General features: G+C 64.5%; 23 protein-coding genes. 19 read left to right on the top strand and 4 right to left on the bottom strand.

Annotation, left to right across the window (positions count from 1 at the left end; genetic code table 11):
• Window positions 1-171: 171 nt before the first annotated feature.
• The 4 genes from HRQ64_RS08365 (at window position 172) to HRQ64_RS08380 (ending at window position 5,984) form a co-directional block, all read left to right on the top strand.
• Window positions 172-933 (top strand): DUF2497 domain-containing protein, encoded by a 762-nt coding sequence (locus HRQ64_RS08365; protein WP_248308197.1) that lies wholly within the window; start codon window positions 172-174, stop codon window positions 931-933.
• A 123-nt stretch (window positions 934-1,056) separates the two neighbouring features.
• Complete coding sequence (locus HRQ64_RS08370; protein ID WP_172122951.1) at window positions 1,057-3,813, top strand: valine--tRNA ligase; 2,757 nt, start codon at window positions 1,057-1,059, stop codon at window positions 3,811-3,813.
• A 5-nt stretch (window positions 3,814-3,818) separates the two neighbouring features.
• Complete coding sequence (locus HRQ64_RS08375) at window positions 3,819-4,826, top strand: CorA family divalent cation transporter (protein WP_172122952.1); 1,008 nt, start codon at window positions 3,819-3,821, stop codon at window positions 4,824-4,826.
• 360 nt (window positions 4,827-5,186) lie between these two features.
• Window positions 5,187-5,984, top strand: a complete 798-nt coding sequence (locus tag HRQ64_RS08380; RefSeq protein WP_164854771.1) for a tetratricopeptide repeat protein — start codon at window positions 5,187-5,189, stop codon at window positions 5,982-5,984.
• 6 nt (window positions 5,985-5,990) lie between these two features.
• Here HRQ64_RS08380 and xth read toward each other — a convergent pair whose 3' ends face one another.
• From xth to HRQ64_RS08395, 3 genes are all read right to left on the bottom strand, one after another.
• On the bottom strand, window positions 5,991-6,770 hold the full coding sequence (gene xth, locus HRQ64_RS08385; protein ID WP_172122953.1) for an exodeoxyribonuclease III: 780 nt from the start codon (window positions 6,768-6,770) through the stop codon (window positions 5,991-5,993).
• 64 nt (window positions 6,771-6,834) lie between these two features.
• Window positions 6,835-7,980, bottom strand: coding sequence for a serine hydrolase domain-containing protein (locus HRQ64_RS08390; protein ID WP_210258527.1), 1,146 nt, complete (start codon window positions 7,978-7,980; stop codon window positions 6,835-6,837).
• 58 nt (window positions 7,981-8,038) lie between these two features.
• Window positions 8,039-8,386, bottom strand: coding sequence for an iron-sulfur cluster assembly accessory protein (locus tag HRQ64_RS08395; RefSeq protein ID WP_172122954.1), 348 nt, complete (start codon window positions 8,384-8,386; stop codon window positions 8,039-8,041).
• 88 nt (window positions 8,387-8,474) lie between these two features.
• Between HRQ64_RS08395 and HRQ64_RS08400 the strand changes: the two genes are divergently transcribed.
• From HRQ64_RS08400 to HRQ64_RS08450, 11 genes are all read left to right on the top strand, one after another.
• Window positions 8,475-9,668, top strand: coding sequence for a deoxyguanosinetriphosphate triphosphohydrolase (locus HRQ64_RS08400; RefSeq protein WP_172122955.1), 1,194 nt, complete (start codon window positions 8,475-8,477; stop codon window positions 9,666-9,668).
• 31 nt (window positions 9,669-9,699) lie between these two features.
• Complete coding sequence (gene argS, locus HRQ64_RS08405) at window positions 9,700-11,445, top strand: arginine--tRNA ligase (protein ID WP_172122956.1); 1,746 nt, start codon at window positions 9,700-9,702, stop codon at window positions 11,443-11,445.
• Window positions 11,446-11,547: 102 nt separating this feature from the next.
• Entirely contained in the window at window positions 11,548-13,854 is a 2,307-nt protein-coding gene (locus tag HRQ64_RS08410; RefSeq protein ID WP_172122957.1) for an SPOR domain-containing protein, read from the top strand.
• Between the two features lie 91 nt (window positions 13,855-13,945).
• Window positions 13,946-14,731 carry a ScpA family protein gene (locus HRQ64_RS08415; protein WP_172122958.1) on the top strand — a complete coding sequence of 262 codons (786 nt, stop codon included), beginning with the start codon at window positions 13,946-13,948 and terminating at the stop codon, window positions 14,729-14,731.
• The gene (scpB, locus tag HRQ64_RS08420; RefSeq protein WP_172122959.1) at window positions 14,728-15,357 is read left to right on the top strand and encodes an SMC-Scp complex subunit ScpB; all 630 of its coding nucleotides are present in this window, start codon (window positions 14,728-14,730) and stop codon (window positions 15,355-15,357) included. The genes HRQ64_RS08415 and scpB overlap by 4 nt, the downstream gene beginning before the upstream one ends.
• Window positions 15,358-15,478: 121 nt before the next feature.
• Window positions 15,479-15,694, top strand: coding sequence for a twin-arginine translocase TatA/TatE family subunit (gene tatA / locus HRQ64_RS08425; RefSeq protein WP_127752608.1), 216 nt, complete (start codon window positions 15,479-15,481; stop codon window positions 15,692-15,694).
• 53 nt (window positions 15,695-15,747) lie between these two features.
• On the top strand, window positions 15,748-16,449 hold the full coding sequence (gene tatB / locus HRQ64_RS08430) for a Sec-independent protein translocase protein TatB (RefSeq protein ID WP_172122960.1): 702 nt from the start codon (window positions 15,748-15,750) through the stop codon (window positions 16,447-16,449).
• Window positions 16,449-17,267, top strand: coding sequence for a twin-arginine translocase subunit TatC (gene tatC / locus HRQ64_RS08435; protein ID WP_172122961.1), 819 nt, complete (start codon window positions 16,449-16,451; stop codon window positions 17,265-17,267). The genes tatB and tatC overlap by 1 nt, the downstream gene beginning before the upstream one ends.
• A 107-nt stretch (window positions 17,268-17,374) precedes the next feature.
• Window positions 17,375-18,703: a serine--tRNA ligase gene (serS, locus tag HRQ64_RS08440; RefSeq protein WP_172122962.1), complete on the top strand. Its 1,329-nt coding sequence runs from the start codon at window positions 17,375-17,377 to the stop codon at window positions 18,701-18,703.
• A complete protein-coding gene (surE, locus tag HRQ64_RS08445; RefSeq protein ID WP_172122963.1) occupies window positions 18,703-19,479 on the top strand; it encodes a 5'/3'-nucleotidase SurE in 777 nt (258 codons plus the stop codon). The genes serS and surE overlap by 1 nt, the downstream gene beginning before the upstream one ends.
• Before the next feature lie 531 nt (window positions 19,480-20,010).
• Window positions 20,011-20,880 carry a M23 family metallopeptidase gene (locus HRQ64_RS08450; RefSeq protein WP_172122964.1) on the top strand — a complete coding sequence of 290 codons (870 nt, stop codon included), beginning with the start codon at window positions 20,011-20,013 and terminating at the stop codon, window positions 20,878-20,880.
• A gap of 44 nt (window positions 20,881-20,924) precedes the next feature.
• On the opposite strand, the gene HRQ64_RS08455 is transcribed toward HRQ64_RS08450, so the two are convergent.
• On the bottom strand, window positions 20,925-21,800 hold the full coding sequence (locus HRQ64_RS08455) for an ATP-binding protein (protein WP_172122965.1): 876 nt from the start codon (window positions 21,798-21,800) through the stop codon (window positions 20,925-20,927).
• Window positions 21,801-22,006: 206 nt separating this feature from the next.
• On the opposite strand from HRQ64_RS08455, the gene yajC reads away from it, so the two are divergent.
• From yajC to HRQ64_RS08475, 4 genes are read left to right on the top strand one after another with little or no spacing between them, the layout of a single operon-like run.
• Window positions 22,007-22,363, top strand: a complete 357-nt coding sequence (gene yajC / locus HRQ64_RS08460) for a preprotein translocase subunit YajC (RefSeq protein ID WP_127752615.1) — start codon at window positions 22,007-22,009, stop codon at window positions 22,361-22,363.
• 51 nt (window positions 22,364-22,414) lie between these two features.
• Window positions 22,415-24,964 carry a protein translocase subunit SecD gene (gene secD, locus HRQ64_RS08465; protein WP_172122966.1) on the top strand — a complete coding sequence of 850 codons (2,550 nt, stop codon included), beginning with the start codon at window positions 22,415-22,417 and terminating at the stop codon, window positions 24,962-24,964.
• Window positions 24,965-24,968: 4 nt separating this feature from the next.
• On the top strand, window positions 24,969-25,364 hold the full coding sequence (locus HRQ64_RS08470; protein WP_172122967.1) for an MTH938/NDUFAF3 family protein: 396 nt from the start codon (window positions 24,969-24,971) through the stop codon (window positions 25,362-25,364).
• Window positions 25,364-26,227, top strand: coding sequence for a phytoene/squalene synthase family protein (locus tag HRQ64_RS08475; RefSeq protein ID WP_172122968.1), 864 nt, complete (start codon window positions 25,364-25,366; stop codon window positions 26,225-26,227). The genes HRQ64_RS08470 and HRQ64_RS08475 overlap by 1 nt, the downstream gene beginning before the upstream one ends.
• The last annotated feature ends 22 nt before the right edge of the window (window positions 26,228-26,249 follow it).

Genomic DNA, 26,249 nt, shown 5'->3' on the forward strand with positions numbered 1-26,249 from the left:
GCAACAAGGTCTGGTGGCTGGGCAGTGCCCGGCCACAACTTTTAGGGGACATCTCTCCGGGCGGCCTCGCGGGTGATTCCCCATCGCCGCGCCCGGGGTTAATGTGTTGTTGACGAATCATGCGGCTGCGCCGGCGAGCAGCCCTCGTCCAGCGCAAGCGAGAGGCCCATCATGAACAAGCCTGCACCCAAAGAACCCTCCATGGACGAGATCTTGTCGTCCATCCGCCAGATCATCGCCGATGATGATGCGGCGGGGCTTCCGCGACGCTCCTCGGCTCAGGCCGCGCCGGCGCCAATGCAGCCCGCCTCCGCTTTCGCGCGAGCCTATAGTGCCCCCGCGCCCATCGACCTTGATGACCAGTTCGAGGACGCCGAGCCCCTGGCCCTGTCCCCCGCCCAGATCATCGAGCAGCGAACCGAAGAGGCCCCATCCCCGTTCAGCTTCGAGAACATGCTCGCTGAAACGCCGTCCGCCCGCCAGGACGATGCTGAAGACGAAGAGGAGGCTCCCTTGGCCGCACCCGAACCCGTAAGCTTTGAGCCCGAGGAACGCCCGGTCGCGACCGCTGTGCCGCTACGTGTGCCTGGCTCCGATGCACGTCCCACGCCTGAGCCCGCTCGTGCCGAAACCGTACGTGTGCCCGAGCCGCCGCGCCCCGAGGCGCCAAGTGCCCAGGCTGCAGCCTTGCCCGATCCCACGCTCAGCAGCGATTTCGCCGAAGAACTGCTCGGCCCCGCCACCAAGGCCGCTGTGCGCGGCTCCATCACCAAGCTCAACGCCATTGGCCTTGGCAATGCCGGGCTCACCATCGAGTCCTTGATGCGTGACATGCTCCGCCCCATGTTGAAGGAGTGGCTGGACGAAAACCTGCCCGCAGTGGTCGAGCGCATGGTCGAGCGCGAGATTGCCCGCGTTTCGCGCGGCGAATAAGTTAATGCACCCTTGCGCGCGCCGCTGTTGACCATCCGGCGTGCATTTGGTTGATACACCGACAGATTTAGAGACGGCCCGCACAGTGCGAACTGGCGGGTCATTGTTGTTGCGAGTGACGCTATGATTGAAAAGAGCTATGAGCCCGGCGCCGTTGAAGGACGCATCTACGAGCAATGGCTCGAGGCTGGCGCTTTTGCCGCCGGGGCAGGGGCCGCGCCCGGCGCGGAAACCTTCACCATCGTCATTCCCCCGCCCAATGTCACCGGCTCGCTCCATATCGGGCACGCGCTCAACAACACCATCCAGGACATCCTGATCCGGTTCAACCGGATGCTCAAGAAGGATGTTCTCTGGCAGCCCGGCACCGACCATGCCGGCATTGCCACCCAGATGATCGTCGAGCGCCAGCTGGCTGCCAAGCAGATGAACCGTCGCGATATGGGGCGCGAAAAGTTCATCGAGCGCGTCTGGGAATGGAAGGCCGAGTCGGGCGGCACCATCATGAACCAGCTCAAGCGGCTGGGCGCGTCAGCCGATTTCAGCCGCGAACGCTTCACCATGGGCGATATTGGCTCGGCTGACGACCAGATGGTGCGCGCCGTCACCAAGGTGTTTGTCGAGCTGCACAAGCGCGGCCTCATCTATCGCGCCAAGCGCCTCGTCAATTGGCATCCGGGCCTCGAAACCGCGATCTCGGACCTCGAAGTCGAGAGTATCGAGATCAAGGGCCATATGTGGCACCTGCGCTATCCGCTCGCCGATGGCGTCACCTATCAGTTCCCCATTGCCCATGACGAAGAGGGCAAGCCCACCGAATGGGAAACGCGCGACTACATCATCGTCGCCACCACCCGCCCCGAAACCATGCTCGGCGATGCCGGCGTTGCCGTGCATCCCGAAGATCCGCGCTATGCCGATCTCGTCGGCAAGTTCGTCGATCTGCCGCTGGTCGGGCGACGCATCCCCATCGTTGCTGATGAATATGCCGACCCCGCTCTCGGCACCGGCGCGGTCAAGATCACGCCCGCCCACGATTTCAACGACTTCGAGGTCGGCGTTCGCAACAACCTCGAACAGATCAACGTCTTTACGACGCGCGGCGCCATCGTCGATGAGCCCTTCATCCCCGCCGCTTATCGTGGCCTGGATCGTTTCGACGCCCGCAAGCGCATCGTCGCTGATCTCGCCGCGCTCGCCGAGGAAAATCCCACTCGTGGCCTCGATCACATCGAGGACAAAAAGATCATGGTGCCCCATGACGAGAAATCCAAGCTCGTCGTCATCGAGCCCTTCCTGACCGACCAGTGGTGGGTCAAGGCCGATATCCTCGCCCAGCCCGCGCTCGCCGCAGTGCGCGAGGGCCGCACCAAATTCGTGCCCCAGCAATACGAAAACACCTATTTCGCCTGGCTCGAGAACATCAAGCCTTGGTGCATTTCGCGCCAGCTCTGGTGGGGTCACCAGATCCCCGCCTGGTATGGCCCGGACAACCACGCCTTTGTCGCTTCGAGCGAGGCGGAAGCCCAAGCCCAGGCCGACGCCCATTATGGCGCGCCCAGCCCGATCAAGCGCGACGAAGACGTGCTCGATACCTGGTTCTCTTCGGCCCTTTGGCCGTTCTCGACCCTCGGATGGCCGGACGAAACCCCCGAGCTCAAGCGCTACTACCCCACCGATGTGCTGGTGACGGGCTTTGACATCATCTTCTTCTGGGTCGCCCGCATGATGATGATGGGCCTCGAATTCCTCGAGGAAGAACCCTTCCACACCGTCTACATGCACGCCCTGGTCCGCGACGAGAAGGGCCAGAAGATGAGCAAGACCAAGGGCAACGTCATCGACCCCCTGCAGCTCATCGACCAATATGGTGCCGACGCCACCCGCTTCACCCTGGCGGCCATGGCCGCGCAGGGCCGCGACATCCGTCTCTCGATCAACCGCGTCGAGGGCTATCGCAACTTCGTCACCAAGCTCTGGAACGCCGCGCGCTTCCTCGAGATGAACGAATGCCGCCGCATCGAGGGTTATGATCCCAAGGCCACTACGCTCCCGCTCAATCGCTGGATCGTGGGCGCGACCGCCCGCGCCGTGGCAGCGGTGCGCCGCGGCATCGAGGACTACAAGTTCAACGAAGCCGCCAACTCGGCCTATGACTTTGTCTGGGGCACCTTCTGCGATTGGTATGTGGAATTTGCCAAGCCCGTCTTTATGGGCACCGATGAGGGCGCCAAGGCCGAAACTCGCGCCACTGCCGCCTGGGCGCTCGACCAGATCCTCAAAATGCTGCACCCCTTCATGCCCTTCGTCACCGAAGAGCTCTGGGCGGAGACGGGCGCTTTCGGCCCCGCGCGCGACAACCTGCTGATCCTATCGACCTGGCCTGAGCTCGATGGTCTCGAAGATCCTGCGGCCGATGCCGAGCTCAGCTGGCTGATCGAGGTGATCACCAATATCCGCTCGGTGCGCAGCGAGATGAACGTGCCCGCCAGTGCCAAGCTGCAGCTGGCTGTGATTGGCGCGGACGACACCACGCTGCGACGCCTCGTGGCCGGCACCAGCCTCATCACCCGCCTCGCGCGGCTCGAGGCCATCAGCCCGCAAGGCAACGTGCCCGGCGAATCGGCGCAGTTCGTCGTGGGCGAAGCCACCTGGGCGCTGCCCCTGGCCGAGTTCATCGACATCACCGCCGAAAAGGCCCGCCTGCAAAAGGAAATCGGCAAGCTCGACGCCGAAGTCGCCCAGATCGACAAGAAGCTGGGTAATGAGCAGTTCGTCGCCAAGGCGCCCGAAGAGGTAATCGAAGAACAAAAGGCCCGTCGCCAGGCGGCCGCCGACCGCCGCAGCCGCATCGGCGACGCCCTGCAGCGGCTCAGCTGACCGCGATGGATGGTCAGCCTCCCGAGCCGACGGCCCGCGCCATCCAGAACGGTCTGGTTGGCGTGGGCACGGTGCTCGTCTTTGACGGCAAGGGAGGGGTTGGCCGCCAAGGCCCCGGCGGCGACCAGCCAATGGTGCCAAGCCGGGGTTTCAAGCTGATCTCGGGCAATCACAAGTCGCCCGAGTTCGCCGCCTGGCTAAAATCCGACCTTGGCGACTTCAATGCCGGCCTGCTGACGACGCCCAGCACCCGCACCCGCTGCACGGTGCTGGAAGACAAGGCGCTGGTGGTCCTGCGTGTCGCCCGGCCGGGTGCCGAGCCGGAAGATATCGGCCGGCAGTTGCTGACCTTATGGATCGAGCGCGGCCGCGTTATCATCGCCTCCGAACTTAACATCATCGACTTTCTTGGTGTGTCCAAATGGGAAGCCTCTCACCACGCTCCCCTCAGCCCGGCGGACCTGATTGCGCGGCTGGGTCTGCGGGCCGCGGATCGGCTGGAGCCGCTGGTTGAGCGCCTTGCGGAGCGACTGGACGAGATTGAAGAAAAGCTGCTTTCCGAAAACGGGGCAAAGTCGCGTAGCCGGCTGGCGCATCTGCGACGTACCCTGATCAGCTTTCGCCGTTTGATCTGGCCGCAACGCGACGTGCTCAACACGCTCGAAATCGAGGACCTCTCGTTCTTCACCGCCAAGGACCGGCTGCGCCTGCGCGAAGCCTCGGGACGAACCGGGCGAATTGGCGAGGAACTCGCCGCCCTTTCGGAGCGTGCTGTTCTGGTCCATGAGCAACTGGCCGACGCGCGGGCCGAACAGATGAATCACACCATGCTGATTCTGGCCGCCGTCACGGCGGTCTTCATGCCGCTGACGCTGCTCACCGGTGTGCTCGGCATGAATGTGGCGGGCATTCCGTTCTCCGAAAGTGCCCACGCCTTCTGGGGCGTTTGTGTCATGCTCCTGGTGCTGGCGCTGGTGATTGTTGGGTGGATGCGCAGACGGCGCTGGCTCTAGCCCAATTTCGCTCCGAGAGCCTGCTTGTCCGCGGCACAAGGGCTTGAATCAAACTCTGCGCCACCCGACCTTACTGCTTCCAAACGCATGCGATTTTGCTCAGCAAGCATTAGGCGCATTCCTGCTTTGTGCTTATTGCGCAACAGCGCAGTTGATTCACTGCATTAACATCGTCATGCAACGATTTAGCGACATTTCCCGCCACAATGTTTGGGTATGAAGCAAGTCATGACAGGCATGGGCGTTGACCTAGGGGATCGCGGTTCCCAGTTGATCAGCATGCGGGGATTGGTCCGCGGTTTCGGGCCATGGTTCGACGACGTCCACCTTGGAGTGGGCGAAAGGAGTGAGATGCGGATCATGGGGGAACATTCCCTGATCTCCGTCGCGATGGGCGCGGTATTCGCTTTGGCGATGCTGGTACCCGCGCAGGCGCAGACTGCGGCAGATGCAGCGCTGGATATGGCCAAGATGCTCGACGGGGCAGGGGGCGGTGTGTCGGGCGACGACCTCGTCGCCGCGCTCGAGGATGCGGCTGCCGCTGGCCAGCCCATGGCCATGTGGCAGCTTGGCACCATGTATGAAAATGGCGAAGGCGTCGCCCGGGACCCGGTCAAGGCCTTTGGCTATTTCGCCCAGATTGCCAACCAGCATGCCGATGCCGCGCCCAAGGGCGTTGAATCCGACATCGTCGCGCAGTCCTTCGTCAAGATCGGCGATTATTTCCGGGACGGCTTGCCCGATGCCGGTATCAAGGCTGACGCCGATCGCTCCCATGCTTTGCTCCTCCATGCCGCCACCTATTTTGGCGATGCGGATGCGCAATATCGCGTTGGCCTGTTGTATCTCGATGAAAATGAACTGGGCCTGAACCCTTTGCAAAGCGCCCGCTGGTTTTCGCTGGCCGCCCGCAAGGGCCATGGCGCGGCTCAGGCCCATCTAGGTGATCTGTTGTTCCACGGCGTTGCCGGGCTCGTGCCCCAGCAGGTCGAAGGCTTGATGTGGCTGTCCCTGGCTCAGGCCCGGGTCGCCGGCACGGCCGACGAGGTCTGGGTCAACAAACTGGTCAGCAATGCCATGTCGGTGGCAACGCCCGAACAGCGCGCCGAAGCCGGTTCACTGGCCGCCAGCGTTGCGCCGCAATTCGCCTCGTTCTGAGCGGCGCTAGAAGGTAAACCAGCCTTCCACGGGCACATGGTCGCTCGGCTTGTCCCAGCCGCGCACATCCTTGTGCACCACCACATCATCAAGCCGGTCGGCGGCCTGCGGCGACAGCAGCAGGTGATCGATGCGGATGCCATGGTTGCGCCGCCAGGCGCCGGCCTGGAAATCCCAGAACGTATAGGACGGCTCGGCCGTGATCGCGCGCAGGGCATCGGTGAACCCCAGGTTGACCAGCGTGCGGAACCGCTCGAGGCTTTCAGGCCGGTACAGCGCATCGCCCCACCAATTTTCCGCGTGATGTGCATCGATGGGGGCGGGGATCAGGTTGTAGTCCCCCAGGATAATAAACGGTTCTTCGAGCTTGAGCCGCTCCTCGGCAAAGGCCGTCAGCCGCTCCATCCATCGCAGCTTGTAGGGGAATTTCTCGCTGTCCACCGGGTTGCCGTTGGGCAGGTAGATATTGCACACGCGAATGGCCCCTGACGCCACCGAGAAAACGCCCTCGATCAGCCGCGCCTGCTCGTCTTCGTCATCGCCCGGCAGGCCGCGAGTCACCTCATCAAAGCGCATCAGCGACAGGATCGCCACGCCATTCCAGCTTTTCTGCCCGTTCGTTTCCACATGGTAGCCCAGCGCCTCGATTTCGGCGCGCGGGAAGGCCTCGTCAACGCTCTTGATCTCCTGCAGGCAGACAATATCGGGCTTTTCCTGCTCCAGCCATTGCAGCAGCAGCCCCAAACGAGCCTTGATGCCATTGATGTTCCAGGTGGCTATGCGCATGCGATGGTCAACTCCTTGCGGGCGCGCGAAAGCTAGTCCGCAACGCCGCGCGCCGCAACCGCCCTCAGGTCGGCCAATAGATGGCGTCGCGGATATCGAGTGGAAAAATCCCGTCGCTGCCTTCCAGGCCCGTATTGGTCATGGCCACGACCGATAGCCCCGCCACCGGGTCGATGAACCAGCTATGCCCATAAATTCCGCCCCAGCGCATCGTGCCCACCGCACAAGGGCTATCCGCGGCGATCGGATCAACCAGATACGCCCCGAAATAGCCGAACTGCCAGCCCGGCCCGCTCGCCTGTTCCAGTTGCGGCGTCTGGTTGCCCAGGCCCGCCGCCGTGGTTTCCCCTTTGATCACGCCACCGCCACCGGTGCGCAAGGCTTCCAGCAGCACCATGAAGTCGGGCGCCGTGCCGGCCATCCCGCTGCCTCCGGAATGATAGGCGTTGGCATCAAAGATGCGCCCGGGCGAATAGGTCGTGAGTGTACCGGCGGGATTGGGGACGCTATGGGGATCGCCCATCAACACCGGCGGCTCGCCATGCTCGGGATTATCGGCATAAGCCGCCGCCAGCCGCGGCTCTCCTTGCGGCAGCAGAAACACCGTATCCGCCATGCCCAGCGGCCCGGTCACATAGCGCGCCACCGCTTCGCCCAGCGTCGTGCCCGTGACCCGCGCCACCGCCGCACCTAACAGATCGGTGGATTGCCCATAAGCCCAGCCCGTTCCCGGCGCAAAGGGCAGCGGCACGCCGGCAAGCAATTCCATGTTCTCGTCCAGGGACAAGTGCCAGCGATTGCCTCCCACCGCCTGCACCGCCGACTCCGCCAGATCAGTCTCCGACAGCACATATTCGCGCCCGAGCCCCGATGTGTGGGTCAACAGCTGCCGGATCGTGATCTCGGCGCCTTCGCCGCTCGCGAGCTTTGGTCGGAAATAGGGGAGATACCGGCTCACCGGCGCCTCAAGCTCGAGCAGCCCGGCATCCACCAGCGCCAGCGCCGTTGTGGCAACGATAGGCTTGGTCAGCGAGGACAACCGGAACACGGTGTCGAGCGCCATGGGGCGCTCGGCCTCCCGGTCGGCCAGCCCCAGCGCGTTCTCGTAGATGGTTTGTCCACGCTCCTTGGCGATCACCACAGCCCCGACAATGCGATTGTCGCTGATGGCGCGCTTGATCGTGGCGTCGAGGCGTTCGGCTATTGGCACATCGATTCTCCCCCTGAGGAAGAAACGATCACCGCGAAATCAGCTCAATCGCAAGTGCTTAAACGGCAAAGCTCGTGCCACAGCCGCAGGACGCCACGGCATTGGGATTGCGGATCTGGAACGCTTGCCCGATCAAATCGTCCACAAAGTCGATCTCGGCGCCGCCCATGAATTCAAGGCTCATGGCATCGATCAGTACCACCGCATCGCCTTTTTGCAGCACGACGTCGTCGGCCGCGGGCTGTTCTTGCACGAGGTTATACTCGTACTGGAAGCCCGAGCAGCCCCCGCCGGCGACCGAGATACGCAGCACCGTGCCGTCCGGCTCCTTGCTAAGGATGCGCGACACGCGCTTGGCGGCCCGATCGGTGAGCACAACTTCCGGAGCGAGGGCGATAGCTGACATTTGCGATTCCATGCCGTTTTAGGGGGACATAACGGTCAGGCTAAAATAGGAACCTTTGGGCCAATTGGAAAGAGCCCTGCGATCACCGATGAGCGACACCGCGCCCTATGCCTCCAAACCCGAACAATCCCTGGGCCGTCTTTGCGGCACCGGGCCCAGTCCAACCCGTTCGGAATTTCAGCGCGACCGTGACCGCATCATCCATTCCACCGCCTTTCGCCGCCTGCAGCACAAGACGCAGGTCTTCCTGCACCACGAAGGCCGTCACTTCCGCAACCGGCTGACCCACACGCTCGAGGTCAGCCAGATGGCCCGCTCTATCGCCCGGGCCCTGAGGCTCGACGAAGACCTCGCCGAAGCTGTCGCCCTGTCCCATGATCTGGGCCATACGCCCTTCGGCCATGCCGGCGAGCGGGTGCTGCAGGGCAAAATGGCCCCTTGGGGCGGGTTCGACCACAACATCCAGGCCCTGCGCGTCGTCACCCGGCTCGAAAACCGCTACGCGGAGCATGACGGGCTCAACCTCACCTGGGAAACCCTTGAGGGCATCCTCAAGCACAACGGCCCCCTCATCAATGCCGATGGCACCCCCTTTGGCAAATATGCGCTTGAAGGCCTGCCCGCTGGCCTCGATGATCTGCCCGCCAGCGCCGATCTGCGCCTGTCCACCTTCGCCTCGCTCGAAGCCCAGGCGGCAGCCGTCGCTGACGACATCGCCTACAACGCCCACGACATCGACGATGCCCTGCGCGCCGGCCTCTTAACCCTCGATGCCCTCGCGCCCGTTCCCCTGGTCGGCCCCATGGTCGCCGAAGTGCGCGCCCGCTATCCCGAGGTAAGCCCCAAGCGCCAGGCCCATGAAGTGCAGCGCCGCCTCATCACCTCCAGCATCGAGGATGTTATCGCCGCATCCTCCGCCAATATCGCCACCGCGGGGATCGAGACCGCCGAGGATGTGCGCCATGCCGGCACGACCCTTGTCCACTTCTCCCGAGCCATGGCGACGCAGGTGCAGGGCCTCAAGCAGTTCCTCTTCGAGCAGGTTTATCGTCACCCTAGCGTCATGGCGCCAGTGCGCCAAAGCCAGGACGTGGTCGCGGCCCTCTTTGATCATTATCTTGCGACCCGGGATCTTCCCGAGCGCTGGGGCACTCTCGCCGCCGCCGCGCCGACTCAGGACGATCTCGCCCGCGTCACGGCCGACTTCATCGCCGGGATGACCGACCCCTATGCCCTCGATGAATATGCCCGGCTGTTTGACGCTCGCCCGGAATTCCGTTAACCCGGCCCTATATTCCCTGTCAGGTTGAATCATGGACGTTTTCGCGCTCTTTGCCGCACGAGTGGCCGATGCTTTGGCATCGCTCTATCCCGATCTTGCCCCCGAGCTGCTGGCGCGCATCGTCGTGGAGCCGCCGCGCGATCCCGCCCATGGCGATCTCTCCACCAATGCCGCCATGATCGTGGCCAAGCCCCTGGGCAAGAATCCGCGCGAAGTGGCCAATGCCATCGTCGAGCATTTCCGCGCCCATCCTGACGTCAACTCGGTTGAAGTGGCCGGCCCCGGCTTCATCAATTTCCGCCTCGCCCCCGCCATCTGGTTCCAGGTGCTGCGCTCGGTCGCCGAGCTCGGCCCCGATTTCGGCCGCTCGACCCTGGGCAAGGGCGAAAAGGTCAACATCGAATATGTCTCGGCCAACCCCACCGGCCCCATGCATGTGGGCCACACCCGGGGCGCGGTCTTTGGCGACACCTTGGCCTCGCTCATGGCCTATTCGGGCTTCGAGGTGACGCGCGAATATTACATCAATGACGCCGGCAGCCAGATCAACACGCTCGCCAGCTCCACCCTCCTGCGCTACCGAGAGGCCCTGGGCGAAACCATCGAGATCCCCTCGGGCTTTTACCCCGGCGATTATCTGGTCCCCGTAGGGCAGGCCTTGGCCGCCGAGTTCGGCCCCAAGCTGCTCCACATGCCTGAAGCCGAAGCCCTCGCACTGGTCAAGGATCGCGTTCTTGTCGCCATGCTCGAACTGATCCAGGGCGATCTGGCCAAGCTCAACATCCACCACGACGTATTCTTTTCCGAAAAAACGCTGCACGGGCAGGGCGGGGACATCGACAACACCCTCGAATGGCTGCGCGAGCAGGGCATGGTCTATCAGGGCCGGCTCGAAGCGCCCAAGGGCAAGACCCCCGAGGATTGGGAAGACCGCGAGCAAACCCTGTTCCGCGCCACCGACTGGGGCGACGACGTCGATCGTGCGCTGGTCAAATCGGACGGCAGCTACACCTATTTCGCCGCCGACATCGCTTATCACCGCAACAAATATCTCCGCGGCTTTAAGCACATGGTCAATGTGCTGGGCGCCGATCACTCCGGCTATGTCAAGCGCCTCCAGGCAGCCGTGAAGGCCGTGTCCGGTGGCGCCGCCGATATGGACGTCAAGATCTGCCAGCTCGTGCGGCTGATGAAGAACGGCGAGCCGTTCAAGATGAGCAAGCGCTCGGGCGATCTCGTGACCCTTGCCGATGTGGTCGAGGAAGTGGGCGCCGATGCCGTGCGCTTCATGCTCCTGTTCCGCCGCAACGATGCGGCCATGGATTTCGACTTCGCTCTGGTCAAGGAACAGACCCGCGACAATCCGGTGTTCTATGTCCAATACGCCCATGCGCGCACCTTCTCGGTGTTCCGCACCGCTGCGCGCGACCTGCCAGAAATGGATGTGTCACCGGCAGCGCTCGCGACTGCCCAGCTTGATCGCCTCGATTCTGCGGCCGATCTCGAACTGATCCGCGCCCTTGCGGCCTGGCCGCGCTCTGTTGCCGCAGCCGCAGTCGCTCACGAGCCGCACCGCGTTGCTTTCTATCTGCATGAGCTGGCAGCGGCCTTCCACGGCTTTTGGGCCAAGGGCAATGAAGACCAGCGCTTACGCTTTGTTAACGCTGACGATCCAATGCTGTCATTGGCGCGGCTCGCGCTTGTTGATGCCGTTCGTCAGGTGCTTGGCAACGGCTTGGCGATCCTGGGCGTGTCTGCGCCCGAGGAGCTTTCATAATTCGGGCGTAATACTATGTTGTCTCGCCGCCAATAGCCGGGCTTCGGCTATTGCAGGAACCTAGAGGGCGCTGCTCCAATAACGACAGCGAAACCGCAGCCAATGGGTGCACAGTCCACATCCCCTGATGATCTGATCGCTGAACTCGCGCGTCTCATGGCCGAAGATGCCACGCCGACCCAGCCCAGCCCTCCACCCGCTCCGCCTGCGCCCGCACCGGCTGCGTCCGCTGCTGGCGTGCGCGTACCGGGCGCCCATGCGCCTGAGCCGAGCCAGCCTGTGCCGGCGGCGCCAGCCGCTCCGGCATCGCCGTCGCGCTATGATTTCGGCCGCTTCACCCCGGCCCCAGAACCGCGCACCGAGCCCGCGCCCGATCAGTTCCGCCTTGAGCCTCGGCCGCAGGCCGCAGCACCCACGCCCCCTGAGCCGGTGGAGCCGACTGCTCCCGCGCAGCCCGCCGCAGCCGAGCCGGCCCCGCGCCACGACCCCTTTGATTTTGACTTCGGCTTTGGCACCCCCACGGCACCGGCTCAGCCAGCAGCGTCGGCGCCGGTCGCTGCCTCCACTTCTCCCGCTGCTGATCCCGTGCCGACGCCCGAGCACGATTCCATTGGCGATCTGATCGCCGCCGAACTGTTTGGGGAAACCCGCGACGAACCTTCGCCCGGGCAAGCGCCCGACGTGGTGATGCCGGGCACCCAGTCCCGCGTCGAGCCCGAGACCGGCCGCGAGCCGGGCCAGCCACAATCGGGCGCCCGCATCGAGCCCTCCATGGGTGCGACGCGGCCAACGCCTTCGGCCCCGCCGCCATCCGCTTCGCAATGGGCCGCGCCGCCGGTGAATATGTCGCGCACTCCGGAGCCCGCGCCGGCACCCGTGAGCCCGCCACCACCTGAGCGCGAACTGCCATCCGCTGCCGCAGCGCCGGTGCGGGGTACGCCCCAGTCCGGCTCCTCGGGTGATCCTATCAGGGACATCGAAGATCTGATCGGGCGCGCTGCCCGCGTGGATATGGAAACTCCGCCCCCTCGGCCCGCGCCCGCGACACCGCAGCGCAGCCTTGCGACCCCCACTTTGCCGCCTCAGCCCACGGGCAAGCGCGTCGTCTCTGGCGCCGACGAGGCCATCCTCGCCGCTGCCGCCGCCACGGGTGCGGAAGTGGGTTGGGTGGATGATCCCGAACCGGTTGAACCCGCGCCCCGTGGCCGCCGCGTCAAGGCCGAGCGGGCACCCAAGCCCGAACGTGCGCCCAAGCCGCCGCGCGTGCGCCGCGTCAAGCCCGACCGCGCGGACAGGGCCCCGCGCTCCTTTGGCTGGAGCCGCGCCCTTGTTGGTCCCGGCGTCGCGCTGGTTCTGCTCCTGCTGGCCGGTGGCGGCCTTTACTGGGTGCTCGGCAATAACGGCGACAGCGGTCCTGCGCCGCTGCTCACCGCTGACGCCACCCCCGTCAAGGAAGAGCCCCCTCCGGTCGATGAATCCGCAGCCCCCCAGCAGTCGGTGATCTTCAACGAGATCGATGGCGTCGTGCCCGGCGCCGAAGAACAGCTGGTGTCGCGCGACCAGGCCGATGTCAACGAAGTCACCCAGGTGCCGCCCCCGGCAGCTGCGCCCGAGCCTGAAGGCGTGGTCAATCGCAAGGTCCGTACCGTTACGGTTCGTCCGGACGGCACCATTGTCAGCGGTGACAACAGTGTCGCAGGCAGCGCCATGCTGCCGGTGGACCGCCCCAATGTCCCGGAAGTTCCGGGCGCCAATCCCGCCGAGCCGAGCCTGCTGGGCAGCCTTGGCGCCGATCCCGCGCCCGGCCTCGCTCCTCCTCCGGGCGGCGCTGCTCCGGCAACGCCTGCCGCCCCTCCCGAGGCGCAAGTCCCCGCGGGGCCACCGGTCACCCCCGTTGTGCCTGGCTCCACGGTTCCCGCTGTTGACGTCAGCGGTGCGCCCATCCCGGGCAAGACTGCGCCAGTGCCGCTCAATCGTCCCGCTTTCACCGCCCGGCCAACCGCTGCAGCGCCAGCTGCTGCGGCGGGCGGCACCAACCTCGCGCCGCCACCGGCCGCAACTTCGCCGGTCAATGCGCTGGTTGACCCCGCACCGGCGCCGCAGGCTGCCGCTCAGCCCCCGGCTGCGCAAACCGTGATCGAGGCCAGCGCTGCAACGCCCCTCAGCAACGCGCCGGCTTATGTGCAGCTCTCGTCGCAGCGCACCGAGGAAGCCGCCCGCCAAAGCGCCTTGCAGATCGCCAACCAGTACGGCCCGCTGTTCAAGGGGGCCAATCTGGAAGTGCAGCGCGTCGATCTGGGCGAACGGGGCATCTTCTATCGCGTTCGCGTCCCGGCCAACTCCACCGCCGACGCCAACCAGCTCTGCTCCAGCCTGAAATCGGCCGGCGGCGATTGCTTCACGCTTTAGTCGTGCGTATCGCCTTGCTGCGGGCCGGCTCCGCTTGACCTTGATCGGCTGAGGCGCCAGCTTGCGGGCCCAGCCACCCGCAGAACCTTTTATGACCAGCAGCATCGCCACCGATTGGCTCGACCCCAAGCCCGACCACGGGCCGGTGCTGCATGTCGATCTGGACGGCTACGAGGGTCCCCTCGATCTGCTGCTGGATCTGGCCCGCCGCCAGAAGGTCGACCTTGCGGCCATTTCCGTGCTGCAACTGGCCGACCAATATCTCGCCTTTGTGGAAGAGCAGCGCGAACAGCGCATCGAACTCGCCGCCGATTACCTCGTGATGGCCGCTTGGCTCGCCTATCTCAAGAGCCGCTTGATGTTGCCCGCCGCGCCCGCCGACGAGGCGCCCAGTGGCGCCGAAATGGCTGCCCGGCTGCAATGGCGGCTGCGTCGCCTCGAAGCCATGCGCCAGGCCGCCACTCGCCTGCGCAATCGGCCGCGCCTCGGCATTGCGGTGCATCCCCGCGGCGATCCAGAGCCCGTCGAGATCGCCCGCCACACCCGCTGGGACACGAGCTTGCTTGATCTGCTCAAGGCCTATGCCACCCAGCGCGAGCGCGTCCATCCGCCGGCTTATTCGCCCCGCATCCGCGTCGTCTGGTCGCTCCAGGATGCGCGCGACCGGCTGCGCATCCTTGTGGGAGAAACCGGCGATTGGGTCAGCCTCGACGCCTGCCTTTCCGCCTATATCGATGATCCCGCCGAGCGGGTCACCGCCCGCGCCTCGAGCTTTGCCTCGAGCTTGGAACTGGTGCGCCAGGGCGAGATCGAGCTGCGCCAAAAGGAAACCTTTGGCCCGCTGATGCTCCGCCGCCGGAGCGGGGAGGGCGCTTGACCAACCACGATCCCCTCGCTCCCGATCAGGCGCTGCGCATCCTGGAAGCGCTGCTCTTCGCCTCGGCCGAGCCGCTGACGGCGGCCCAGCTGGGCGCGCATCTGCCCCAAGGCGCCAATGTCGAGGCCGCAATCGATCAGCTTGCCCGCCATTATGCCGGCCGCGGCGTCAATCTCGTCCGCCGCGGTGACGCCTACGCCTTTCGCACCGCGCCCGATCTGTCCTTCCTGCTCCGCGCCGAGCAGGAGGAGAGCCGCACCCTGTCGCGCGCCGCGCTCGAAACCCTTGCGATCATTGCCTATCACCAGCCCGCCACCCGCGCCGAGATCGAGAAAATCCGCGGCGTCGCCGTTGGCAAGGGCACCATGGACATCCTGCTCGAAACCGGCTGGATTCGCCTGCGCGGCCGCCGCCGGGTTCCCGGTCGCCCCGTGACCTATGGCACCACACCAGCCTTTCTCGACCATTTCGGGCTGGAAAGCCTCGCCGATCTACCTGGCATCGAAGACCTCAAGGGGGCAGGGCTGCTGGTTTCGCGCCCGCCAACTTCGCTGCGCCTGCCCTTTGATGGCCCGTTGCACGAGGATGAAGATCCGCTGCAAGACCTCGATTCTGCTGAGCAATAGTCGCCTGCGGCGTTGCGGGGTGTGCAATCAGCAACACGTTCTTGTGTTTGCCCGCGATTAAACCTATTTCTCGCTATATCTGTCAGGCTATCGCGATGGACGTAGTTCAAGGGAGATTGATATGCACGCGCCAGGAATTTGGGGCATCCTCGTTGTGGCCGTTGTGGTCATCCTGTTGTTTGGCCGTGGCAAGATTTCCGGCATGATGGGTGAAGTCGCCAGCGGCATCAAAGCCTTCCAGAAAGGCATGCGCGACGACGATGACAAGCCGGTCAACCGGGTCACCACCACCGCTGATATCGAAGCCCGCGAAGCCGAAAAGACCCGCGAGCTCTAAGGTTCCGGTATCGGGTCCGTTTAGACGACGCGTTCGTAGGCAAGGATACTTATATGCTCGGCTTGGGCTGGACAGAGATGCTGGTCATCGGGGTCGTGGCGTTGATCGTCATTGGCCCCAAGGACCTGCCCGTAGTGATGCAGCGCGTCGGCAAGATCGTCGGCCAGATCCGTCGCATGGGCAACGAGTTCCAGCGCGAGATCAACAAGACGACGGGGCTCGACGAGGTGCGGAATTTGCGCAACTCCATCACCGCGCCGCTTAAAAAGACCAGCGAAGAAATCCGGCGTGAGTTCAACGCCATGACCCCGACCGGGCCAAAGCCCAGCGGGATCATCAAGCCTGCCGATCCGGCGGCCGAAAGCGTGGTCGACGAGATACGCGCTGCCGCTGGCATCCAAACGCCCGCCGCCGAGGCGACTGCTTCGGCGCCCGCTCCGCTCCCTCCCGCTCAGATTGTTGAGGCGCCCGTGCAAGCCACCCCAGCCCCTACCGCGCCGGTCACCACCACCGAACTCGCGCCCCTCAATGCTCCGGCCACGCCCAAGACGCGCAAGCCGCGCACCAAGAAGTCGGCATCTGAGGGCGAAGTGCCCGATGCTCTGCCCACCGAGCCTGCCGATTCGCCGGCGGCCCCTACGCCCCGCCAGCCGCGCAAGCGCTCCAAGAAACCGAGCGAAACCGAACAAGTGCCCGCGCTTCCCGGCGAGCCTGCCGATAGCCCGGCAGCTCCAACGCCGCTTGAGAACAGCTGATGGCCGACGAGAAGCTCAAGATCGAAGGCACGACACCCGAGCCTGAAGACGAGCTGGCGGGCAGCGAAGCCCCGCTGCTCGAGCATCTGGTCGAGCTGCGCAAGCGCCTGATCTATTCGGCGATCGCCGTGGTCGCCCTGATGATGCTGTGCTTCGTGTTTGCCGGCAACATCTTCGACGTTCTGCTTGGGCCCTATCGCTCGATCTATTCCGATCCCGGCGATCTGGAGCTGATCTATACCGCGCCCCAGGAATTCTTCTTCACCCAGCTGAACCTCGCGCTGTTCGGTGCCATTTTCCTGGGCTTCCCGTTTATCGCCAGCCAGATCTACATGTTCGTGGCGCCCGGCCTCTACAAGCATGAGCGCCGCGCCTTTATCCCTTATCTCATTGCCACGCCCATCTTCTTCATTCTGGGCGCCTGCATGGTGTATTTCGTTGTGCTGCCCATGGCGCTGCACTTCTTTGCCGGCATGCAGACCGATGAGATCCGCATGCTCACCAGCGTGTCGGAATATCTTGGGCTAGCCATGACGCTGATCCTGGCTTTCGGCGTTTGCTTCCAGTTGCCCGTGGTGTTGACGCTCCTGGCTCAGATCGATCTGGTCCATGTCGACATGCTCAAGAAGGGCCGCCGCTACGCCATTGTCGGCATCCTGATCTTTGCTGCCTTCATCACCCCGCCAGATCCGATTTCCCAGATCGGTCTTGCCGTGCCCATGTACCTGCTCTACGAGCTTTCGATCATGTCAGTGCGCATGATCGAGCGGCGCCGCGCTGCGGCCGAAGCGGCTCGGGCAAGCGGACTGTCGTCCTGATCGCCGGCAACTGACCGACCCGCTTGGGGCCTGCCTGCCGCATCTGCTGGCGGCTGGCCTCCGCGTCCCGAAAACCCTTGAAGAGGTGGGGTGCAACCCCTCTAGCCATGTTCGATATCAAATGGATCCGCGCCAATCCCGAAGCCTTTGATGCCGGCATGTCGCGCCGCAAGGGCGTGCCTGTGCGCGCGGCCGATCTCTTGGCCATTGATGATCGCCGCCGCGACATCATCACCCGCCTCAATGACGCGCAGGAAAAGCGCAACACCCTGTCCAAGCAGATCGGCCAGGCCAAGGCACAAAAGGACGAAGCCAAGGCCGCCGCGCTGATGGCCGAGGTCGCCGGCCTCAAGGAGTTCATCCCTCAGGGCGAAGCCGAAGAGCGCGCCGTTGAGCTTGAGCTTCGCAACGCACTGTCGGTGCTGCCCAACCTCGTCTTCGAGGATGTGCCCGATGGGACCGACGAAACCGGCAATGTCGAATATTTCGGCCGCAACGGCACCGCCGAAACCGCTGCGCAGGTGCGTGCGCCAAAGCCGAGCCTGAGCTTTGCCCCCAAGGAGCATTTTGAGCTCGGCGAAGCCATGGGCGCCATGGACTTTGAAACCGCCGCCAAGCTCTCGGGCAGCCGCTTTGTTGTCCTCAAGGGCCAGCTCGCCCGCCTGGAACGCGCCCTCGGTCAGTTCATGCTCGATCTGCACACCACCGAGCATGGCTACCTCGAAGTGCAGCCGCCCTTGCTGGTCAAGGACGAGGCGCTGTTTGGCACCAACCAGCTGCCCAAATTCGAGGAAGACCTGTTCTTCACCCCGCATGGCGACAGCCGCCTGGCCCTCATCCCCACCGCCGAAGTGCCGCTCACCAATCTCGTGCGCGAAGCGATCCTCAGCGAGGAAGAACTGCCCCTGCGCTTCACCGCGCTCACCCCGTGCTTCCGCTCCGAAGCGGGCTCGGCGGGTCGCGACACCCGTGGCATGCTGCGCCAGCACCAGTTCAACAAGGTCGAACTCGTTTCGATCACCACGCCCGAAACCTCGGTCGACGAGCACGAGCGCATGCTGGGCTGTGCCGAAACCGTGTTGCAGCGCCTCGGCCTGCATTACCGCGTCATGAACCTGTGCACCGGCGATATCGGCTTTGGCGCCAAGCGCACCTATGACCTTGAAGTCTGGTTGCCCGGCCAGAACACCTATCGCGAAATCTCCTCGGTTTCGGTCTGCGGTGATTTCCAGGCCCGCCGCATGGATGCCCGTTATCGTCCCGCCGGCGAAAAGCAGGCGCCGCGCTTCGTTCATACCCTCAATGGGTCGGGCACGGCCGTGGGCCGCAGTCTTATTGCCGTCATGGAAAACTATCAGCAGGAAGATGGCACCATTGCCATTCCCGCTGTGCTCCAGCCCTATATGGGCGGCCTCACCACGATCGGACGCTCATAATGGCCTTGCGCATCCTCATCACCAATGACGACGGTGTGGATGCGCCGGGCATCGAAGTGATGACCGCCATCGCCCGCGAACTGAGCGACGATGTCTGGATCGTCGCGCCCGACGGCAACCAGAGCGGGGCAGGGCACCGCTTCACGCTCGGGCGCGAACTCAGCATCGACGAGCGCGGGCCCCGCCGCTTTGCCGTGGTCGGTGGCTCGCCTGCCGATTGTGTCGTGGCCGGCATGACCCACCTCCTGGGCGATCACCCCGCCGACCTCGTTCTTTCCGGCGTCAATGCCGGCCAGAACCTGGGGGACATCATCAATTGTTCGGGCACCGCCGGCGGGGCGCGCGAAGGCGCGCTGCAGGGGGCAGTCGGCATCGCCATGAGCCAGGCCATCAATTACGAGCAGGGCCACGCCATCGATTGGTCCAATGCCCGCCGCTATGGCGCCGCTGCCGCCCGGGCAATTCTCGCTGCGTCCCCGCCGCGCGATATCTATTACAACGTCAACTTTCCCACCTGCGCCCCCGATGCGGTCAGCGGCCTCGCCGTGGTGCGCCATCAGCGCTTTTCGCGCTCGCCCTTCCGCTATTACGCCAGCGACAATCCCGGCAAGTTCTTCGTCGCCATTCCCGAAACCCCCATGCCCTTGGATCCAGCCGCCGATTTCGAGCAGCTGCGCCAAGGCCATGCGGTCACCGTAACCCCACTGGGCCTGCAGCAAACCGACACCGCCGAATTGTTGCGCATCGCCGGAACGCTGACGCTGGCCCAAGGCTGAGCGGCCTTTCCGCGCCTTAACCTTACCGAACACAAAACCCGTGCGGATTTTATGCAAATCGCGACGGCTTTAAACTCGTCTTTACCTTACCGGCCTAGATTCAAACTCGTGTTGAGTAGCCGCGTACGGATGAGAATAATGAGTACACGCGTATCCCGCCGGGCCTTAAAGAATGCCGTCGCGATCGGAGGCCTTGTGGTCGGTGCGGTTGCGCTTTCTGGCTGTTCGAGCCTGGGTAGTCGCAGCTTTGGTGACTCGACGGTCACCAGTTCTGTGGGCCAGTCCTCGCCGGCTTCGCTCAACCAGCCCATGCCATCGAGCTTGGGCGCGTCCACCCGGGTTGCCGAAGGCTCGTTCGTGCCCCCCGCTAATGTTAGCGGCGGTGGCGGCGGCTGGAATTCGCCTCCCTCAGGCTACCCACAACCGATGACCGCAATGGCGCCGGTTGCGCCGACGGGCTCGATGCCGTCCGTGCAGTCCCAAGACCTTCCAGTACTGAGTTCACAGTCTTCAATGGGAACACAACCCGCCATGCAAGCCCAGACCAGCCTTGCCCCCGTCGCTCCCCTTCCTCCCGCCGTTGCCATGGGCGCTCCGCCGTCCAACCTTGCAGCCCAGCGGCCTCAGATGGCTGCCACTCCGGCCCCAACGGCTCCCGCCGCCAGTGCCAATGGCGCCTACACCCACACCATTGCCAGCGGCGAGTCGCTCTACACCATCGCCCGTCGCTATGACGTGACCACCCAGGCCCTGGTGCAGGCCAATGGACTGTCCTCGCCCGACAAGATCGTTGTGGGCCAGGCCGTGATCATTCCGGGCCGCTCGGATCTGGCCAAGCCAGCCGCTCCGGTGACCCAGCTGGCCAGCGCTGCACCGACTGCCGCGCCTGCCGCCACCACCATCGCCACTCTGCCCACGACGCCGACTCCAACGGCTGCGGCACCCGCCGCTCCGAGCCAGCCCGCGGCGGCACCGGCAGCGCCCACCAAGACGGCCACGGCTCCGGCGCCCGCCGCCGAGCCGGCCATGTCGGGCAATGACAAGTTCCGCTGGCCCGTCACCGGTCGCGTCCTCACCGATTTTGCCTCGTCCAAGGGCACGGGCATCAATATCGAGGCCTCCGAAGGCAGCGCTGTCGCCGCCGCCGAAAATGGCACCGTCATTTATGTCGGCTCGGGCGTCGAGGGTTATGGCAATCTGATCCTGATCCGCCACCCCAATGGCTATGTCTCGGCCTATGCGCACCTCAAGTCGATGAGCGTTGCCAAGGGTGCCGTGGTCAATCGCGGCGACACCATCGGTGCCGCCGGCATGTCGGGCTCGGTGTCCAAGCCCCAGCTCCACTTCGAGCTGCGCAAGGGCGCAACCCCGGTCGATCCGATGCCGCTGCTCGCCAGCTAGGCATCGCCTGACATCTTCGGAGACTGCTTGAAGGGCAGGGCGGTTTATACCGCCTTGCCCATTTCTCCAGCCAGCGTCCGCACCAGCTGGATCGCCACGCGGCCTGACCGCGCCCCGCGCGTCGCCGACCATTCGATCGCCCGCGCCCGCAACGTTTCCTCGTCGATGTCGAGCCCGTAATGCTCGGCATAGGTTTTGACCATGAGGAGGAACGTGGGCTGGTCGCAATTGTGGAACCCCAGCCACAGTCCGAATCGATCCGACAGCGACACCTTCTCTTCCACCGCTTCTCCCGGCGTGATCGCGGTGGCGCGCTCGTTCTCGATCATGTCGCGTGGCATCAGGTGCCGCCGGTTCGAGGTGGCATAGAACAGCACATTGTCCGGCCGCCCCTCAAGCCCGCCATCCAGAATGGTCTTGAGCGACTTGTAGGAGGTTTCCCCGCTGTCAAAGCTGAGGTCATCGCAAAAGACGATGAACCGCCCCTCGGCATTAGCGATCCGCCGCATCAGCACCGGCAACGATTCCAAATCCTCGCGCGCAATCTCGATCAGCACCACCCGCAGGAAGCCCCCATCGGTTCGCTCGACAATGTCGGCGTGAATGGCCTTGACCAGCGAGCTCTTGCCCATGCCCCGCGCGCCCCAGAGCAGCGCATTATTGGCCCCATGCCCGCGCGCAAACTGCTCGGTATTGCGCAACAGGATATCCTGCACCGCATCGATTCCCTTGAGCATGGCCAGCGGCACCCGGCTTACCCGCGGCACCGGCATCAACTGCCCGGCAGCACCGTCCCAGTGGAATGCCGAAGCGCTCGCCAACACCGCCGCCTGGTCGACGCCTGCATCCTTTGGCTGTAAGGCTTGGGCGATCCGGGCGAGGGACTGGGCGATCTCGGCGAGATAGTCTTGGCTGGTCAACGGGGCTTCCTTTGTTGTTGCCGCGGCAATGTGTGACTCCCGGATTGCCTTTGCAATGGAAGGGGGCCGCGGGTATACTCCGCGCGATTTTGATCCGGGCGCAAGTGCTGCAGCCTAGATTTGCGTCCAGTCGCGCCCTACATGCCAATCGGCTAGGCGCCCGTTCTCCAGCAAAGCCAAAAAAGAAAACCTAAAGGAGCTCGCCGATGTTTGTTACGCCCGCTTTTGCCCAGGCGGCAGGCGCCCCCGTCGCCGGTGGTGGAATTCAGGACATCATCATCCAGATGATGCCCATTCTGCTGCTCGTGGTGATTTTCTGGCTGCTGATCTTCCGCCCCCAGCAGAAGCGCCTCAAGGCGCAGCGCGAAATGCTCTCGGCGATCCGTCGTGGCGATACCGTTGTGACCACTGGCGGCATCATCGGCAAGGTCACCAAGGCCGTTGACGGCGAAGACCTCGAAGTCGAGATCGCCCAGGGCGTCAAGGTCAAGCTGGTGCGCGGCATGGTTGCCGATGTTCGCACCAAAGCCGAGCCCGTCAACGACAACAAGCCTGTCGTCTAAGCAGGATCATGCCGGGGCTCTGCCCCGGTTTTTTCGTCTCTAGGACACCTGATGCAGTTCTCGCCCGTTCGTACCGCTATCATCGTCATTGTTGCCCTGATGGGCATTCTCTTTGCCGTGCCGAGCTTCTTGCCGGACAATGTGAGGGAGAACTGGCCCGGCTGGCTGCCGAAGCAGACCGTGGTGCTGGGGCTCGATCTGCAGGGCGGCTCGCACCTGCTGCTCCAGGTCAACGAACAAGGCATCGTGTCCGAACGGCTGCAAAGCCTGCGCCGTGATGTGCGCAACGTCCTGGCCAATCAGAACGGCATCGGCAATCTCATCACCACCGATGCCGCCAACAACAGCCTCGTCATCGAGCTGACCGACCCCAGCCAGCTCGAAGCGGCGCGCAACGCCCTCCAGGGCCTGCAGAACACCGTCAGCAATTCCATGTTCGCGGCCGGCGGCGTCAACGAACTCGCCTTTGGCGAAAGCCCCGACGGCAAGCTCACCGTTTCGCTAACCCGCGAAGGCATCGCCGAGCGCACCTCTTCGCTCGTGTCCCAGTCCATCGAAGTCATTCGCAACCGCATCGACGAGCTTGGCACCACCGAGCCCTCCATCCAGCGCCAGGGCACCAATCGCGTTCTTGTCCAGGTTCCCGGCTTCGGCGATAGCGAGCGCCTCAAGAACCTCATATCCCAGACCGCGCGCCTGACCTTCCACATGGTCTATCCCGGCCTGACTGCTGCCCAGGCGGAAGCCCAGGGCCTGCCCGCCGGCACCATGATCCTGCCCAGCCAGGATGGCGGCGCCGAGCTGATCTTTGAAGACGTGGCCCTTGGCGGCGAGTCGCTCGTTGATGCCCAGCCCAGCTACGACCAGCAGCGCGGCATTCCGGTCGTTTCCTTCCGCTTCGATACCAATGGCGCCCTGACCTTTGGCCAGATCACTTCGGCCAATGTCGGCCAGCGCTTTGCCATCGTGCTCGATGAGCAGGTCATCACCGCGCCCGTGATCCAGCAGCCGATCACCGGCGGCACCGGCCAGATTTCGGGCAGCTTCACCACCCAGAGCGCCAGCGATCTTGCCGTGCTGCTGCGCGCCGGCGCCTTGCCCGCCTCGCTCGATGTGGTCGAAGAGCGCACCGTTGACGCCAGCCTTGGCGCCGACTCCATCCGCTCGGGCCTGACCGCCGGTATTGTCGCCGCCGTCCTCGTCATCACTTTCATGGTGATCGCCTATGGGCTGTTCGGGGTATTCGCCAACATCTCGCTGATCCTCAACATCGTCCTGATCTTTGGTGCCCTGTCCATGCTCGGCGCCACGCTGACGCTGCCCGGCATCGCCGGCATCGTGCTGACCATCGGCATGGCCGTGGACGCCAACGTGCTTATCTACGAGCGCATGCGCGAAGAAATGAAAGCGGGTAAAACCCCGCTGCAGGCCATCAATGCCGGCTTCGAGCGCGCCTGGGGCACCATCGTTGACTCGCACCTGACCCAGCTCGTTGCCGCCGTGGTGCTCTATTTCCTCGGCTCGGGTCCCGTGCAGGGCTTTGCGGTTACCCTCGCGCTCGGCATCGTGACCTCGCTCTTTACCTCCTACACGGTCACGCTGTACTTCGTGCGGCTGTGGTACAACTGGCGTCGCCCCAAGACCCTCAAGATCCAGCACTTCCGCTTCATTCCGGACGGCACCAAGATCCCGTTCATGAAGATCTCGCGCTATGTGATCGCCTTCTCGCTGGTCGCTTCGGTGCTGTCGCTGGGCTCGGCCTATTTCAAGGGCTTCAATCTCGGCATCGACTTCGTGGGCGGCACCGCGATCGAAATCCAGCATGTCGGCGGCCCCGCCGATGTTGGGCAGGTGCGCGAGCTGCTTGAGGGCCTGGGCCTCGGCGAAGTGCAGGTGCAGGGCTTTGGCACGCCCGAGGACGTGCTGGTGCGCGTCCAGGCCCAGGAAGGCGGCCAGGATGCCGATCAGGTCGCCGTTCAGAAGGTCGTCGACGCCCTCGCCACCGAGAACTACGAAGTGCGCCGCACCGAAGCGGTGAGCGGCACCGTCTCGAGCGAATTGGCCTGGAAGGGCACGATCGCCGTGATCATCGCGCTCGTGGCCATCCTGTTCTATCTCTGGTTCCGCTTCGAATGGCAGTTCGCCATGGCCGCGGTCACGACCACCACGCACGACATCATCATGACCATCGGTCTGTTCTCCATTACCGGATTGGAGTTCAATCTGACCTCCATCGCGGCGGTGTTGACCCTGGTGGGTCTGTCGCTCAACGAAACCGTGGTGATCTCGGACCGGGTCCGCGAGAACATGCGCAAGTACAAGAGCATGCCCATGCCTGAACTGATTGATCTGTCGATCAACCAGACCATCGTGCGCACCTCGCTCACCCAGTTCACCGTGTTCCTGGCGCTCATTCCACTGGTGCTGTTTGGCGGCGAAGTGATCCGCTCCTTCACCATCGCCATGACCTTCGGTTCGCTGGTGGGCATGTATTCTTCGATCATCGTTGCCGGCCCAATCCTGATCAATTTCGGCCTCAAGTCCCGGGCTGAGCGCACCGATCTGGCCGAAAAGAAGCCCGTCGACGAGCCGGCTGTCTGAGGCCATGTCGGAGGAAGGGCGCGGCAGCGGCTTTTACCCGCAGCAGGTCGGCATTGATGCCTATGGCAAGGGCGGCTTCCGCTTTGCCGACCTGTCCCATCGCGGCTCGCTCCTCTGCCTGCCCACGGGCATGCACGCCTGGGACGTCACCGAGCCCGGTGACATCACGCTCGAAAGCCTCGCTCCGGTTTTTGCCGCGGCCGACGCCATCGATGTTCTGCTGATCGGGTTGGGCTTTGACATTTTCGGGCTGCCCCGCGGCATCCGCGAAGCCCTGCGCGAGCGTGGCATCATCGTGGAGGCCATCGCCACCGGGGGCGCGGTGCGCACCTATAATGTGCTCCTCGCCGAGCAACGCGCCGTCGGCGCCGCGCTGCTGGCCGTCGACCGGGTCCGGTGATGGCACAGGCCCAGGCGACTGGCAGCAATCAAAGCTTCAGGCATGCCGCCACGAGCCTGCGCGAACTCGATCGCGACCGCTATCTCTCGACCCTGGTGCTGGGCGAGCACCGCGACCCCGTCACCGCGCTTTATGCCTTCAGCGCCGAAGTCGCCGCCATTCGTGAGCGCGTCTCCAATCCCGCGCCCGGCGAAATTCGTCTGCAATGGTGGAACGACGCCCTGGGCGGCGAGGGTCATGGCGAGCTCCGGCAAAACCCCGTTGCCGATGCGCTGCTCCAAACCGTGGAGCGCTACGCCATCCCCGCCGGCACCCTGCAGCGCCTCCTCGGCGCGCGGCGCTTCGATCTCTACGACGATCCGATGCCGGACCTCGAAAGCTTCGAGGGTTATGCCGGCGAAACCGCTTCCACGCTCTATCAGCTCGCGGCGATGATCCTCAACAACGGCCAACTGGTCGAGCCTGGCGATGCCGCCGGCCATCTCGGCGTCGCCCACGCCCTGATCGGCCACCGCCGCGCCTTTGGCGTCCTCGCCCGGCAAGGGCGCATCATGCTGCCCTGGACCATATTTGCCGCCAACGGTGTGCGCGAAAGCGAGATCTTCACCGGCACCGAAAGCGAAGGCCTCGCCGCCGCCCTTGGCCAGATCGCCGAACTCGCCGCCGACCACCTCGCCAAGGCCGAGGCCGCCATCGCCGCGTTGCCCGGCAATCTGCGCCCCGCCTTCGCCCCGCTCACCACGCTGCGCGCCCAGCTCGAGCGCATCAACAGCTCGGGGGAGGGCCTCTTCGCCATTCTCCCTGACTTGCCCGACTGGCAGAAAATCGCCCGCCTCTCCTGGTGGACATTCCGCAACCGCTAAGCGCCCCTGCGGCCGGGCGGAC

Source organism: Devosia sp. 919, from assembly GCF_013185965.1.
Taxonomy (GTDB): domain Bacteria; phylum Pseudomonadota; class Alphaproteobacteria; order Rhizobiales; family Devosiaceae; genus Devosia.

Excerpts from the sequence above, each read along its gene's own strand:
- xth (WP_172122953.1), bottom strand. The coding sequence starts at position 6,770 with ATGCGCATAGCCACCTGGAACATCAATGGCATCAAGGCTCGTTTGGGG.
- HRQ64_RS08415 (WP_172122958.1), top strand. The coding sequence starts at position 13,946 with ATGACCAGCAGCATCGCCACCGATTGGCTCGACCCCAAGCCCGACCAC.
- HRQ64_RS08410 (WP_172122957.1), top strand. The coding sequence starts at position 11,548 with ATGGGTGCACAGTCCACATCCCCTGATGATCTGATCGCTGAACTCGCG.
- tatA (WP_127752608.1), top strand. The coding sequence starts at position 15,479 with ATGCACGCGCCAGGAATTTGGGGCATCCTCGTTGTGGCCGTTGTGGTC.
- HRQ64_RS08380 (WP_164854771.1), top strand. The coding sequence starts at position 5,187 with ATGGGGGAACATTCCCTGATCTCCGTCGCGATGGGCGCGGTATTCGCT.
- tatB (WP_172122960.1), top strand. The coding sequence starts at position 15,748 with ATGCTCGGCTTGGGCTGGACAGAGATGCTGGTCATCGGGGTCGTGGCG.
- HRQ64_RS08475 (WP_172122968.1), top strand. The coding sequence starts at position 25,364 with ATGGCACAGGCCCAGGCGACTGGCAGCAATCAAAGCTTCAGGCATGCC.
- HRQ64_RS08375 (WP_172122952.1), top strand. The coding sequence starts at position 3,819 with ATGGATGGTCAGCCTCCCGAGCCGACGGCCCGCGCCATCCAGAACGGT.
- argS (WP_172122956.1), top strand. The coding sequence starts at position 9,700 with ATGGACGTTTTCGCGCTCTTTGCCGCACGAGTGGCCGATGCTTTGGCA.
- HRQ64_RS08365 (WP_248308197.1), top strand. The coding sequence starts at position 172 with ATGAACAAGCCTGCACCCAAAGAACCCTCCATGGACGAGATCTTGTCG.
- yajC (WP_127752615.1), top strand. The coding sequence starts at position 22,007 with ATGTTTGTTACGCCCGCTTTTGCCCAGGCGGCAGGCGCCCCCGTCGCC.
- HRQ64_RS08370 (WP_172122951.1), top strand. The coding sequence starts at position 1,057 with ATGATTGAAAAGAGCTATGAGCCCGGCGCCGTTGAAGGACGCATCTAC.
- HRQ64_RS08400 (WP_172122955.1), top strand. The coding sequence starts at position 8,475 with ATGAGCGACACCGCGCCCTATGCCTCCAAACCCGAACAATCCCTGGGC.
- secD (WP_172122966.1), top strand. The coding sequence starts at position 22,415 with ATGCAGTTCTCGCCCGTTCGTACCGCTATCATCGTCATTGTTGCCCTG.
- tatC (WP_172122961.1), top strand. The coding sequence starts at position 16,449 with ATGGCCGACGAGAAGCTCAAGATCGAAGGCACGACACCCGAGCCTGAA.
- HRQ64_RS08470 (WP_172122967.1), top strand. The coding sequence starts at position 24,969 with ATGTCGGAGGAAGGGCGCGGCAGCGGCTTTTACCCGCAGCAGGTCGGC.
- HRQ64_RS08395 (WP_172122954.1), bottom strand. The coding sequence starts at position 8,386 with ATGTCAGCTATCGCCCTCGCTCCGGAAGTTGTGCTCACCGATCGGGCC.
- serS (WP_172122962.1), top strand. The coding sequence starts at position 17,375 with ATGTTCGATATCAAATGGATCCGCGCCAATCCCGAAGCCTTTGATGCC.
- HRQ64_RS08450 (WP_172122964.1), top strand. The coding sequence starts at position 20,011 with ATGCAAGCCCAGACCAGCCTTGCCCCCGTCGCTCCCCTTCCTCCCGCC.
- surE (WP_172122963.1), top strand. The coding sequence starts at position 18,703 with ATGGCCTTGCGCATCCTCATCACCAATGACGACGGTGTGGATGCGCCG.